This window comes from Celeribacter marinus, assembly GCF_001308265.1.
In the GTDB taxonomy this organism is placed as follows: domain Bacteria; phylum Pseudomonadota; class Alphaproteobacteria; order Rhodobacterales; family Rhodobacteraceae; genus Celeribacter; species Celeribacter marinus.
Window position 1 is genome coordinate 464290 of the sequence record NZ_CP012023.1, and the last position, 13061, is coordinate 477350.

12 protein-coding genes are annotated in these 13061 nt (G+C 55.8%); 5 read left to right on the plus strand and 7 right to left on the minus strand.

Going from position 1 to position 13061, the window contains the following annotated elements; genetic code table 11:
- Positions 1-9: 9 nt before the first annotated feature.
- From pstA to gmk, 6 genes are all read right to left on the minus strand, one after another.
- A complete protein-coding gene (gene pstA / locus IMCC12053_RS02235; protein WP_062215360.1) occupies positions 10-1368 on the minus strand; it encodes a phosphate ABC transporter permease PstA in 1359 nt (452 codons plus the stop codon).
- Positions 1368-2837, minus strand: coding sequence for a phosphate ABC transporter permease subunit PstC (gene pstC / locus IMCC12053_RS02240; protein WP_062215362.1), 1470 nt, complete (start codon positions 2835-2837; stop codon positions 1368-1370). Before pstC ends, pstA begins: the two co-directional genes overlap by 1 nt.
- 118 nt (positions 2838-2955) lie before the next feature.
- Positions 2956-3987 (minus strand): substrate-binding domain-containing protein, encoded by a 1032-nt coding sequence (locus IMCC12053_RS02245; protein ID WP_062215365.1) that lies wholly within the window; start codon positions 3985-3987, stop codon positions 2956-2958.
- A 189-nt stretch (positions 3988-4176) separates the two neighbouring features.
- Positions 4177-5217: a sensor histidine kinase gene (locus IMCC12053_RS02250; protein ID WP_062215366.1), complete on the minus strand. Its 1041-nt coding sequence runs from the start codon at positions 5215-5217 to the stop codon at positions 4177-4179.
- Positions 5218-5325: 108 nt separating this feature from the next.
- Positions 5326-5859 carry a gamma carbonic anhydrase family protein gene (locus IMCC12053_RS02255; RefSeq protein ID WP_062215367.1) on the minus strand — a complete coding sequence of 178 codons (534 nt, stop codon included), beginning with the start codon at positions 5857-5859 and terminating at the stop codon, positions 5326-5328.
- Positions 5856-6503: a guanylate kinase gene (gene gmk, locus IMCC12053_RS02260; protein WP_062215368.1), complete on the minus strand. Its 648-nt coding sequence runs from the start codon at positions 6501-6503 to the stop codon at positions 5856-5858. The genes IMCC12053_RS02255 and gmk overlap by 4 nt, the downstream gene beginning before the upstream one ends.
- Before the next feature lie 567 nt (positions 6504-7070).
- On the opposite strand from gmk, the gene IMCC12053_RS02265 reads away from it, so the two are divergent.
- The gene (locus tag IMCC12053_RS02265; RefSeq protein WP_062215369.1) at positions 7071-7784 is read left to right on the plus strand and encodes a PAS domain-containing protein; all 714 of its coding nucleotides are present in this window, start codon (positions 7071-7073) and stop codon (positions 7782-7784) included.
- Positions 7785-7881: 97 nt separating this feature from the next.
- Positions 7882-8280, plus strand: a complete 399-nt coding sequence (locus IMCC12053_RS02270) for a GNAT family N-acetyltransferase (protein ID WP_062215370.1) — start codon at positions 7882-7884, stop codon at positions 8278-8280.
- A gap of 67 nt (positions 8281-8347) precedes the next feature.
- On the opposite strand, the gene IMCC12053_RS02275 is transcribed toward IMCC12053_RS02270, so the two are convergent.
- On the minus strand, positions 8348-9718 hold the full coding sequence (locus tag IMCC12053_RS02275) for a class II 3-deoxy-7-phosphoheptulonate synthase (RefSeq protein WP_062215372.1): 1371 nt from the start codon (positions 9716-9718) through the stop codon (positions 8348-8350).
- Positions 9719-10182: 464 nt separating this feature from the next.
- On the opposite strand from IMCC12053_RS02275, the gene IMCC12053_RS02280 reads away from it, so the two are divergent.
- From IMCC12053_RS02280 to IMCC12053_RS02290, 3 genes are all read left to right on the plus strand, one after another.
- Entirely contained in the window at positions 10183-11367 is a 1185-nt protein-coding gene (locus IMCC12053_RS02280; protein ID WP_062215374.1) for an ABC transporter substrate-binding protein, read from the plus strand.
- Between the two features lie 117 nt (positions 11368-11484).
- Positions 11485-12357 (plus strand): ABC transporter ATP-binding protein, encoded by an 873-nt coding sequence (locus IMCC12053_RS02285; RefSeq protein WP_082389012.1) that lies wholly within the window; start codon positions 11485-11487, stop codon positions 12355-12357.
- Entirely contained in the window at positions 12354-13061 is a 708-nt protein-coding gene (locus tag IMCC12053_RS02290) for an ABC transporter ATP-binding protein (protein WP_062215376.1), read from the plus strand. The genes IMCC12053_RS02285 and IMCC12053_RS02290 overlap by 4 nt, the downstream gene beginning before the upstream one ends.

Sequence of the window (13061 nt, forward strand, 5' to 3'; positions counted from 1 at the left end):
TCAGACCCCCTACCAGCGGCGCTCGAAACGGCGGCGCAAGATAACGGCGATGATATTCATCGTCATCAAGAACCCCAAAAGAATGATGATCCCGCCCCATGCACGTTCATAGTACGCAGGATCGGCACGTTTTGCCCATTCATAGATCTGGGCAGGCATTGCGGAATTGGGATCGAAGAACCCCGATGCAATCCCATCGGGCATATTGGACGCGATGTAGCCAACCATACCGATGAGCAAAAGTGGCGCGGTTTCACCCAAGGCCTGCGCCAGACCGATGATGGTCCCTGTCAAAATACCGGGCATAGCGAGGGGCAAGACGTGGTGAAACACCGACTGCATCTTTGACGCGCCGACACCCAAGGCCGCATCGCGGATCGATGGTGGCACAGCTTTGAGACTGGCACGCGTCGAGATGATGATGGTCGGCAAGGTCATCAAGGTGAGAACCAACCCGCCCACAAGAGGTGCGGATTGCGGCAGGTGAGCGAACTGGATGAACACAGCCAAACCAAGGATACCGAACACAATCGACGGAACAGCGGCCAGATTGGAGATGTTCACCTCAATTAAATCGGTCAGACGGTTTTGCGGTGCGAACTCTTCGAGATAGATCGATGTGGCGACCCCGATGGGCAGCGCCAATACAAGCACGACGAGCATCATAAACAGCGATCCGACCATCGACACGCCAATGCCCGCTTGTTCCGGACGGCTTTCCGAGGCATCCGCGCCAAGGATGAAGTCGACGTTAAAAACGGTTTTCATCATGCCTGCGGCCACCATCTGATCGGCAATAACAAGGTGCGCAGCGTCGAGGTTTTTGTCACGCTCAAGATCGGCAGGCTTTACACGGCCTTTGTAATAGCCATCAACGCGCGACGAGGTCAAAAGACGAAACTCGACCGTTTGACCGATCAAATCGGGATCGGCCAAAACCGCATCACGGACCTGTGCAGGCGCTGAACTGGACAGCATCTTTCCAAGGTCTTTGGCCTTGGCATAGGGGTTTTCGATGCCCTGAGCCGCAAGTGTATCTGCGAGGGCCGCCTCAACCAAGGGTTTGTACCCGAATGTGGTGACTTTCGCCATGATGGCCGGATCACGCACACCGGATTTATCGAGTTTGGCCTCGGGCAATTCAACCGCGATAGTGACAAACGTTTGTTTGAACGCGGGCAACCCGTTGCCCACGATGGTCGTCAACAAAAATACGAGGAACGTGAGCCCAAGTGCGATTGCGGCAATGCCGTAACTCTTGAATCGCGCCTCGGAGGCATTGCGCCGCTTGGTGTGTTTCGTCTCGGTGAACAGTGACGATTTGGGTGCGCCTTGTGGCGCGCGGTTGGATGAGGTTGCGTTAGACATCAGTCATATTGCTCCCGATATTTACGCACAATCACGAGTGCGATCACGTTAAGGCCAAGGGTGATCACAAAGAGCGTCATCCCCAGAGCAAAGGCGACAAGCGCCTCAGGCGATGAAAAATCGGCATCCCCCGTCAATTGCGACACGATCCGCGTGGTGACGGTGGTCATAGCGGCAAAGGGGTTCATGTCGAGTTGTGCGGCGGCCCCTGCCCCCAAGACCACGATCATCGTCTCACCAATCGCACGCGAGGCGGCAAGTAAAATAGCGCCGACAATACCGGGCAAAGCGGCGGGTAAAACCACCTGTTTGATTGTCTCGGACGGGGTCGCGCCAAGGCCAAGTGATCCGTCACGCATGGCTTGTGGCACCGCGTTAATGATGTCGTCAGACAAGGACGAGACAAACGGAATGAGCATCACGCCCATCACCAGACCCGCGGTGATAACCGCGCGCCCGCCGGCCATCCAGTCAACGCCTAGCATTCCGGCATCACCAAATAGCGACACCAACATCGGCCCCACGGTGAGCAAAGCAAACAAACCGTAAACAATGGTCGGAATGCCTGCGAGCACCTCAAGGAGCGGTTTGGCAAAGGCGCGGGTTTTTGGACCTGCGTATTCCGACAGATAGATAGCCGCGAACAACCCGATGGGCACAGCCACCAAGAGCGCGATAATCGAGATATAGAATGTCCCCCAAAACAGGGGCAACACGCCCAACTCGGACCCGCCACCAAACGAGGGTGCCCATGTGGTTCCGAAAAAGAACTCAGACGCAGGATACAGTTTGAAAAACTCAATCGTGTTGAACAAAAGCGAAAAGACAATGCCAACGGTCGTCAGAACCGCCAAAGACGCCGCCGCCAAAAGCAGCGTGCGAACAACAGTTTCCACTTTGTTGCGGGCACGAGCTGTGCGCGATGTCGCCTTAAGTGCGAGGACAAAGCCGATAAACGAAACGCCCAGTGTCAAAGCCGTCATCAGCCAATGCGCAACGTCGGATTGACTGCGATAGGCTCGCGCCGCGTCCAGAACAAAGGCCGATATCTGAGAGCCGACAGCAACACCGACAGAGCCAAGCAAGCCCCGCACATCGTCACCAGAGCTCAGCGCACGCATGTCTTGGACCGAAATCACGCCTTGGGACACTGCGGCGTCTAGCCCTAAGGCAACTCGGCGCACATCTGACAGGATCAGGTTCAATCCGCCCGCATCCTCAAACGCCGTATCGGGGATCATGGCCGCAATTTGCGTCTGCAAAATGATCGGCTGCATAATCAACCACGCGACCAGAACAAACAGGCCGGGGATGAGCGTCGACAACATGACGTTGGAGCCATAATAGCTTGGCAGAGAATGCAAGCGGCGGATATCGCCCCCTGCGTCTTTCATGGCGCGGGCACGCCCGAGGACAAACCCAGTCGCACTGAGCGCGAGAACTAGAATGAAAAGCCAAAAGGCAGACATGGCCGCTCCGTATATCGTGGGGGAGAGAATTTAAACCGAAAGGAAGTCCCCCTACCTCCGCGGTCAAAAAGGGCTGCGCGATAGTGTCGCGCAGCCCCTGCGTATTGCGACGATGCGCTTAGTTCATGGTCACTTCGTTTGCAACGCCGTCTTGTGTCTGAACAAGCTCGGGGTCGGATACGAGGCCGTACTCGGCAAGCGGGCCATCGGGGCCAGCCATGTCGTCGGATACGAAGAACTCAGCGTATTCTTTAACGCCAGGGATCACGCCGATGTGGGCCGCTTTGATGTAGAAGTAAAGCGGACGCGACACGGGGTAGTTGCCCGATGCGATTGTCTCGGTTGTAGCTTCAACGCCAGACATTGTTGCCGTTTTCAGCTTGTCAGTGTTGTTCTCGTAGAAGGCGAGACCAAACACGCCGATTGCGTTTGTGTTCGCAGCGATCGAGGCAAGCGTTTCGGTGTAGTCGCCGTCGATATCGATGGATTTGCCATCTGTACGCACGAGCAAACATGCATCTTCTGCGTCATCTTCGGACATGCCGCCAGCAACCATAGCTGCCATTGCGCCTGTTTCTTCACAGCCCGCTGCGATCACTTTTTCCTCAAACACTTCGCGTGTGCCGTGCTTTGTACCAGGGATGAAGGCAAGGATGTCTTCGGCAGGCAGATCAGCGTTGAAATCGGACCACTTTGTGTAGGGGTTGTCGACAAGCGCGCCGTCAACGACCACTTTTGGAGCCAAAGCGTTGAAGATGTCGGCTTCGGTGAAGGCGGTGAATGCTGGACCGTCGATCTGGGATGCGAACACGATGCCGTCATAGCCGATGCGTACTTCGATGATGTCAGTCACGCCAGCGTCTGCACAGACAGAAATCTCAGAGTCTTTGATTTTGCGCGATGCGTTTGCAACGTCGATGGTGTTTTCGCCAACACCCTCGCAAAAGCGCTTGAGACCAGCGGAAGAGCCACCAGATTCAACAACAGGTGTTGGGAAGTCAAAGTTCTCACCGAAGGCTTCGGCCACGATGGAGGCGTAAGGCAGAACGGTGGACGAACCTGCAACTTGAACCTGATCACGTGCAGAGGCTGCGGTTGCGGATGCAGCGGCGAGTGCCAGTGCGGATACGGTCAATTTTACGAAAGACATATAAAGCTCCTGTTGTCTTATCTCAGGGGTGTCATTCCCCTTCGACGCCGAGACCTAAGGCCCACTCGCAATGCTTTTGTGTAAGTTTTGTAACAGATTAATGACATGAGCCAAAATGCTCAAAAAAAGCGGCGCATAGATTTTCGCGTCTCCACCCCAAAAGACGCGGGGTGCCGAGATCGTAACCCCTTATTCATAAGGCAAAATAACAGAAAAGCAGCTGCCTTTTCCCGCATAACTTTCGATCCTGAGCCGTCCGCGATGTCGGTTAATGATGTGTTTTACAATCGCCAAACCAAGCCCCGTACCGCCCATTTCACGCGAGCGGTGAGAATCAACACGGTAGAACCGCTGTGTGAGGCGCGGGATGTGCTCTTGGGCTATTCCCTCGCCTTGATCGGCCACATCGACGCGCAACGCAGGGCCGCGCATGGTCGGCTCTTGGGTGTGGGCCGCGACACAGATTGACACCTGACGCCCCGCACCGCCGTACTTGATCGCGTTCTCAACGAGATTTGTGAACACTTGCGTTAACTGGTCCTGATCGCCCATGACACGGTCGCTACCCTCTGCCCCTTCGAGCACAAGTGCTACATTCTGTTTTTGTGCGAAGGGCGATAAAGACAAAACAACAGAGCGCAAAATGGCGCTGACATCGACATCATCAGTCGGGCGCACACGCCGGTTCGCCTCAACACGTGACAGCGACAATAAATCACCCACAATGCGGTTCATCCGCCGCGCCTCTTTGCCCATAATCTCGAGAAACCGCATACGCGCGCCCGCATCGTTGGCCGCTGGCCCTTGTAGAGTTTCGATAAATCCCAAGACGGCCGTAAGCGGCGTGCGCAATTCATGCGATACGTTCGCCACAAAGTCGCGCCGCATCAGGCCCGCGTCCTCCACCTCGGTGCGATCCTCAAAGGCAACAGTGACACAGGCGAAGTCATCAGTCACCACGGGGCGCGCGTGAACCGCATAATGCAGATCGTGCCCGCCCTCGCTCACGCTGTATTGCGCCTGTGCAGGCTCGGAAAGACGCAGAACGCTTTCAATCGCGTCCAACACCATGGGCTGGCGCATCACAGTGATATAGTGACGCCCGATGGTGCCTGCGCCAAACATGGATTCGGCTTGGCTATTGATCGCTAAAATACGCTCATCGCGTCCGACGATGATGACCGGAAACGGCATTGCCCCCGCCAGTTCGCCCACCAAACGCGATTGCATTACATCATTTGTATTCAACTCTCGCACGGGGGTCTCCTTGCACATTTGCGCGCCAGATTAATCGTCAATCATCACACTGCCATGACATTGGAGACTGGCGCGTATGCCCTAGCCGTCGATGGCAACAAGTCCCTCGCGAAACTCCCGCGCACGGCTTTGGTAGTGCAGTGCCGAGGTTTTGAGCGCTTGGATTTGCTCCGCGCTCAGGGCGCGCACAACCTTGCCCGGAACCCCCATCACCAAAGATCCGTCAGGAATCTCTTTGCCTTCGGTGATCAACGCCCCTGCCCCGATCAGACAATCGCGACCAATTTTGGCTCCATTCAAAACCGTAGCGCCCATCCCGATCAAGGAGTTTTCACCAATGTGACAGCCGTGCAGCATCGCCTTGTGCCCGATTGTGCATCCCGCCTCGATCGTAAGCGGAAATCCAATATCCGTGTGTAGAACGCTATTCTCTTGCACGTTGGACCCCGCGCCGATTTCAATCGCCTCGTTGTCGCCGCGCAGCGTGGCCCCGAACCAGATGTTCGCGCCCTCGCCCAAGACAACTTTGCCAATCACGTTGGCATCTGGGGCAACCCAGTAGTCGCCATTGACCGGCAACACCGGAGCGTGATCACCGAGCGTATATAGTGTCATGTCTCTTTCCCTTCGAATTCTGATTGCAAGGTGCGCACAAACCCGAGCAAGCCGGGCTGTTGGCGGCGGCGCAGACGTTCGGCGGCAATGATGGTCTTGAGCCGCTCGAATGAATGGTCGAGATCGTCATTGACCAACACGTAGTCGTACCCGTCCCAATGACTGATCTCGTCCCAACTTTGGCGCATGCGTTGTTCGATGACTTCGGCGCTATCCTGACCACGGGTTTCCAAACGGCGGCGCAACTCCGTGATGGAGGGCGGCAAGACAAAGATCGACAACACGTGATCGCGCAAGGCCGAGTTTGCAATTTGTTGTGCGCCTTGCCAATCCACATCAAACAACACATCCGACCCAGCCTCAATGGCCTCGCGGACTGGCCCCGCCGGTGATCCGTAATAGTTGCCGAACACCAAGGCGTGTTCCAACATCTCGCCCGCACCGACCATATGCTTAAAGGTGTCTTCGTCCGAAAAATGGTAATGCGTCCCGTCAACCTCACCCGCACGCGGGCTACGGGTCGTGCTGGACACCGAGAACTGCAAGGTATCATCCCACTCCATCAGCCGCTTGGCCAAGGTCGATTTCCCCGCCCCTGAGGGAGAGGACAGAATGATCAATAGGCCGCGGCGATCAGTGGTCATATTAAAGGCTCCGTACTGTCTATAGCGAGGCCACCCCTGTGCGGCCTGCTCGGTTATCGGCTTAGTCATATCCTCGCGCTGCGGGTTTGGCTACCTATGCGAATGCGCCATCGTCCAAATGAGACTCAATTGTGGCAGACCCTGATACAGGCCGTTTGATTTGGCACACGACAGCCGCAATCCTGCCCGCATTTGCCGACTCAAAAGATTAACGCGGCCGCGATTTCCCCCAAAACGGTGCAGGTGGAAAAAATAAATTGATCCAAGGTCGCAACGAGAAACCCGAGCGCAACAATAGCAATTAATACTCTGATATAAATCAAAAATTGCAGAAACTCAAAGCACTGAGATTTGCGATATACGTGTCGCTTTTGAGCGATTTTTCACGGTTAACGGCCCATGCGTTAACCATTGCTTAGGAAATTCCACCAATCTGGGCAAAGTCATGGCATATTCACGTCAAGCCAGCGGTGAGACACTGCTACCACACAACACAAGATCGACGACGGGCCGCACACGACTAACCCCGTCGACCCGACCTGAGACGACTGACACAAGGTGAAGATTATGAGCATCAATTCTATCAACGGTACAAATGTCGTTTCAATGATGCCGCGCCGCGCGGAAATGATCTTTCCAGCTCTCAAAGACGTTGAGGCGTATTGGGAGGGTCTTCGCAATGGTCGCCCAATCCCGTCACGCGGCGATATCGATCCCCGTGGCATGCAGTCCGCTCTCGAATATGCCTTTATCCTTGAACGCATTGCACCCGGTGTGGCCCGTTTTCGCCTCGCAGGGATGCACCTCACGGATCTGATGGGGATGGAAGTGCGCGGGATGCCACTCACCGCGATGTTCACCCCCGAGGCACGCACCCAAATTTCCGCAGCTCTAGAGGCCGTGTGCGAGACGCCCAACGTCACAACAATCACACTGAAATCGTCGGGTGGCATGGGCCGCCCTGCCCTTGAGGCGCAATTGCTTTTGTGCCCGTTGAAATCTGATTTGGGTGATGTGAACCGCGTTCTGGGGTGCTTGCAGTCCAAAGGCGATATTGGCCGCCAGCCGCGCCGCTTTGACGTGGTTGAGGTCACAACCCGCGATCTGTTGACCGATATGCCCGCAACCGTGCAGACGCCCGCCGCGAAAACACCCGCGACCGAAATTCCGGGGTTTGTCGAGGCACACCGCCCCCGCGAAACCGAGAGCCGCGCGACACCCAAAAGCGCCCCAAAGGCGGCTGTCCCGTTCCTGAAACTGGTCAGCGACAACGACGCCTAAGACCAATCGCATCCTATGACCTGACATCTTTGCTTGCGCCCGAGCATCACACCCGCCAATTTGGCCGTGGTTAAAGGATAAATAGGGCAGCGGTGCGATGCAGGTAAACTACGCGATTGAACCAGACTTAACGGCGCAAGCGTTTTTGGACGTTTTGCGCCGATCGACATTGGCCGAACGCCGCCCCGTTGACGATAGCGATAAAATCGCAGGGATGGTTGCGCGCGCCGATGTGATTGTAACGGCACGCGACGAGGCGGGAACCCTTCTTGGCGTGGCGCGCTCCATCACCGATTTTCACTATGCACTATATTGCTCTGAGCTATGCGTTGATACCACGGCGCAAGGGCACGGAATCGGCAAAGCACTCTTGGCGCATACAGTCGCGGCGGCTCCCAATTGCTCCGCCTACCTGTTGCTCTCCGCCCCTAAAGCCGTCAGCTTTTACGAGGCGGCGGGTTATACGCGCCACGGTGATTGTTTTATGTTCGCGTAAAGACGCCGCGAACAAACAAAAAACCGCGCACGAGGCGCGGCTTTTCAGATTGGATAATGGTGGAGACTTACGCGGTTGCGGCGAGATCCGCACTTGAGCGGGTTTTCTGCAACTCTTCAGCGACAAGGAACGCCAATTCCAACGACTGCGACGCATTGAGACGCGGATCACATGCGGTGTGGTAGCGGTCTGACAAATCCTCATCCGTCACAGCGCGCACGCCGCCCGTGCATTCGGTCACATCTTTGCCCGTCATTTCGAAATGCACACCACCGGGGATTGTGCCCTCGGCGCGGTGAATGGCAAAGAATTCCTGAACTTCCGACAACACGTCCTCAAAGGGGCGCGTTTTATAGCCAGACGGGGATTTGATTGTATTGCCGTGCATCGGATCGCACGACCAGACAACGTTTGCGCCCTCTTCCTTGACCGCTTGGATCAAGCGCGGCAGATGCTCGGCCACTTTACCCGCGCCAAAGCGCGCGATGAGGGTCAAACGGCCCGCTTCATTGGCAGGGTTGAGTTTCGCCATCAACACTTTGAGGTCTTCGGCGGTTGTGGTCGGGCCGCATTTCAACCCGATCGGGTTTTCAACGCCGGCACAGAACTCAACATGCGCGCCATCAGGCTGGCGGGTGCGATCGCCGATCCAGATCATGTGACCGGAGCCTGCAATCGTCGCACCTGTGGTGCTATCAACACGGGTCAACGCCTCTTCATATTCGAGCAAAAGCGCCTCGTGGGAGGTGTAGAAATCCACGGTTTTAAGGTCGGAGTTCTTATCCGATGTCATGCCCGCAGCGGCCATGAAATCAAGCGTATCTTGAATACGGCTTGCCATGTCACGGTACTTTTCGGCCTCGTCATTCTCGGTAAAACCAAGGGTCCATGCGTGCACGCGGTGCACATCGGCAAAGCCCCCCTTGGAAAAGGCCCGCAACAGGTTGAGCGAGGCTGCGGCTTGCGTGTAGGCCTGCAACATGCGCTGAGGATCGGGAATGCGCGCTTCGGGGGTGAAATCGAAACCGTTGATGATGTCGCCACGGTAGCTTGGCAATTCGACGCCGTTCGCAGTTTCGGTATTGGCCGAACGCGGTTTGGCAAACTGCCCTGCCATACGACCGACTTTGATCACAGGCACTTTGGCACCGAAGGTCAAAACCATCGCCATTTGCAGCATGACTTTAAAGGTATCGCGAATTGTGTCGGCGCCGAACTCGGCAAAGCTTTCGGCACAATCGCCACCCTGCAACAAGAACGCCTCGCCACGCGATGCTTTTGCCAGTTCCTTTTTGAGGGAGCGCACTTCACCGGCAAAAACCAGTGGCGGATATTTGGCAAGTTGAGCTTCGACAGAGTTTAACGCAGCTTGGTCCGTATAGTCGGGCATTTGCACACGCGGTTTGTTGCGCCATGTGGATTTGGACCAGTCCGTCATTGTCATCACTCCGTAAGTTGCTCGTTCCATGTCAAGTTTACACCCCCATCAAACAGGCGTGGCGCAAACGGTTGACCGCTTATAGGCACAGCCGTGAGGTGTTAAAACCCATAAATCCGCCGCCTCTATCAGATCACCATATCATGCCAGTTGCGCCGCGCGCATCCCCACCGGATACATCTGGCCACTCATCACCAACGGGCGATTCGCCCTCTTGCGCGCAGGATTGCAGCTCTAAGATGTTTAACAATCAAATATTCGTAGGTAATTCGACTGCCAAACTCAAAATTTGAAGTGGTTAACGACAGTGAAACCCTATCCGATAGGCGTTTTTCCCAAATTCGCGACCCAACGGAAAGAAAATCGACATTTGCCTGTGCAGTTTCTTTCCAATAGGCTTTGATACTGGCAATGGGTCCCGCACAAATGACGGGGCCGAAGACCAATACTGGGAGATACAATCTATGAAGAAAATTCTGTTGGCCTCTGTGGCCTCCACCATGTTTGCTGGCGCTGCGTTCGCTGATGACGTGAAAATTGCGGTTGTTCTGGGTTTCTCTGGCCCCGCAGAATCACTGTCCGTCGACATGGGCGCAGGCGTTGAAGCCGCTTTGGCTGAAGTCTCCGAGAGCGGTTTGTTCCTTGGCGGTACAACAATCACGCCTGTTCGCGGCGATTCCACATGTACAGACGCGGCTGTGGCCACGTCTGTTGCTGAGCGCATGATCACATCCGAAGGCGTTGTTGCCATCATCGGTGGTCTTTGCTCCGGCGCAACTGGCGCGATGCTGCAAAACGTGTCCGTTCCAAACGGCATGGTTCAGTTTTCGCCCTCCGCAACATCGCCCTCTTTGACAACTGTCGAAGACAATGGCCTGTTCTTCCGCACCTCCCCCTCTGACGCGCGTCAGGGACAGGTGATGGCGGAAAGCCTCCTTGAAAAAGGTATCAAATCCGTTGCTGTGACATACACAAACAACGACTACGGCAAAGGTTTGGCTGACGCGTTTGAAAGCTCCTACACCGAAATGGGTGGCGAAGTGACAATCAACGCCGCTCACGAAGACGGCAAAGCGGATTACTCCGCTGAAGTTGGTGCCTTGGCTGCGGCCGGTGGTGATCTTCTCGTCGTGGTTGGCTACATCGACCAAGGTGGTCCGGGCATCATCCGCGCTGCTCTCGACACAGGCGCATTTGACCGTTTCCACCTCCCCGATGCGATGATCGGTGACGCCCTCGAAGCGCGCTTTGGCGCGGAATTGAACGGCTCCACAGGTCAGGTTCCAGGTTCCGACAGCCCGGGTGGTCAGATGCTCGTCGCAATCGGCGAAGCACGCGGCTACAACGGCACGGCCCCTTACGCCCCTGAGTCCTACGACTCCGGTGCCCTCGTGACCCTCGCCATGCAGGCGGCTGGATCTACAGATCCACAAGTCTACAAAGACTTCTTCTACGAAGTTGCAAACGCACCGGGCGAGAAAATCTTCCCGGGTGAGTTGGGTAAAGCGCTGCAAATCCTCGCAGATGGCGGCGAAATTGACTACGTTGGCGGTTCCGCTGTTGAATTGATCGAACCCGGTGAGGCCGCTGGCTCCTACCGTGAGATCGTATTCGAAGACGGCAAAATCGTTACCATTGGCTACCGCTAATCCGGTCTAACTAAACTGCGGCAGCCCGAGTGGACGATCCACTCGGGCTGTTTTGCAATCAACCAGACGCGTGAGGCGAACATCACGCGCGACACACATATTTTCGGGGGAAAACAGATGATCGAAGTGCGTGATCTTCACATGCATTTCGGCGGTTTCCGCGCAGTGGACGGGGCGAGCCTGACCATTGCTGAAGGGTCGATTACGGGTCTTATTGGTCCGAACGGCGCAGGGAAAACGTCGCTTTTCAACTGTATCGCAGGGGTTTTGACCCCCACCTCAGGCCATGTCCTGTTTAACGGTGAGGACATCACGGGGCTCAAGCCCCACGAGTTGTTCCACAAAGGTATTTTGCGCACCTTCCAGATTGCGCATGAGTTTTCCACGATGACTGTGCGCGAGAACCTGATGATGGTGCCCGCGAACCAGACGGGTGAGACGCTTTGGAATGCGTGGTTCAAACGCAAAACCATCGCCGCCGAGGAAGCCGCATTGCGCCAAAAGGCCGATGAAGTCCTTGAGTTCCTGACGATTTCACACATCGCGGATGAGAAAGCGGGCAATATCTCTGGGGGCCAGAAAAAGCTGTTGGAGCTTGGCCGCACCATGATGGTTGACGCCAAAATCGTGTTTCTCGACGAGGTCGGTGCGGGCGTGAACCGCACACTGCTTTATACTATTGCCGATGCGATCAAACGCCTCAACGTCGAGCGCGGTTATACGTTTTGTATGATCGAACACGACATGGAGTTTATCAAAATGCTGTGTGATCCGGTCATCGTGATGGCCGAGGGCAAAGTGATGGCGACAGGTTCTGCCGAGGGCATCATGCAAAACGAGGAGGTCATCGAGGCCTATCTCGGCACCGGCATCAAGAACAAAGAGGCGACCGAGGGTTTGACCAAAGACGCCAAACCCGCCGCTAAAAAGACCGCTAAAAAGGCAGCTGTCAAAAAGACCGCAGCCAAAAAGACGGGAGACGCAACATGAGCTTTTTACACGCAAATGCCATGACGGGCGGCTACGGCACCGGCGCAGACATCTTGCACGATTGCTCTTTGACCGTTCAAAAGGGCGAAATTGCCGTGATCGTTGGCCCCAACGGGGCGGGCAAATCCACCGCGATGAAAGCGGTCTTTGGTATGCTTAATCTACGCCAAGGCAGCGTCAATCTGGACGGCGAAGACATCACTCACCTGAGCCCGCAAGAGCGCGTGCGCAAGGGTATGGGCTTTGTCCCGCAAACCAACAACATTTTCCCCACCATGACAGTGCGCGAAAACTTGGAAATGGGTGCATTCATTCGCAGTGACGACATCGAAGCGTCGATAGACCTGGTCTACGAACTGTTTCCCGCCGTCTTTGAGAAACGCAACCAGAACGCGGGCGAATTGTCAGGTGGTCAACGTCAACAGGTGGCCGTGGGCCGCGCGTTGATGACCAAACCCAAATTGCTGATGCTAGATGAGCCAACCGCGGGCGTCTCGCCCATCGTGATGGATGAGCTGTTCGACCGTATTATCGAGGTGGCCCGCACAGGGATCTCCATCCTGATGGTGGAACAAAACGCCCGTCAAGCTCTTGATATCGCTGATAAAGGATATGTTCTCGTGCAAGGCGCAAACGCATACACCGACACTGGCGCGAACCTTCTCGCCGACGAAGAGGTGCGCCGCACCTTCTTGGGGGGCTAA

Coding starts and splice junctions, on each gene's coding strand:
- pstA (WP_062215360.1), bottom strand. CDS start 1,368: ATGTCTAACGCAACCTCATCCAACCGCGCGCCACAAGGCGCACCCAAA.
- pstC (WP_062215362.1), bottom strand. CDS start 2,837: ATGTCTGCCTTTTGGCTTTTCATTCTAGTTCTCGCGCTCAGTGCGACT.
- IMCC12053_RS02245 (WP_062215365.1), bottom strand. CDS start 3,987: ATGTCTTTCGTAAAATTGACCGTATCCGCACTGGCACTCGCCGCTGCA.
- IMCC12053_RS02250 (WP_062215366.1), bottom strand. CDS start 5,217: ATGCAATCGCGTTTGGTGGGCGAACTGGCGGGGGCAATGCCGTTTCCG.
- IMCC12053_RS02255 (WP_062215367.1), bottom strand. CDS start 5,859: ATGACACTATATACGCTCGGTGATCACGCTCCGGTGTTGCCGGTCAAT.
- gmk (WP_062215368.1), bottom strand. CDS start 6,503: ATGACCACTGATCGCCGCGGCCTATTGATCATTCTGTCCTCTCCCTCA.
- IMCC12053_RS02265 (WP_062215369.1), top strand. CDS start 7,071: ATGAGCATCAATTCTATCAACGGTACAAATGTCGTTTCAATGATGCCG.
- IMCC12053_RS02270 (WP_062215370.1), top strand. CDS start 7,882: ATGCAGGTAAACTACGCGATTGAACCAGACTTAACGGCGCAAGCGTTT.
- IMCC12053_RS02275 (WP_062215372.1), bottom strand. CDS start 9,718: ATGACGGACTGGTCCAAATCCACATGGCGCAACAAACCGCGTGTGCAA.
- IMCC12053_RS02280 (WP_062215374.1), top strand. CDS start 10,183: ATGAAGAAAATTCTGTTGGCCTCTGTGGCCTCCACCATGTTTGCTGGC.
- IMCC12053_RS02285 (WP_082389012.1), top strand. CDS start 11,485: ATGATCGAAGTGCGTGATCTTCACATGCATTTCGGCGGTTTCCGCGCA.
- IMCC12053_RS02290 (WP_062215376.1), top strand. CDS start 12,354: ATGAGCTTTTTACACGCAAATGCCATGACGGGCGGCTACGGCACCGGC.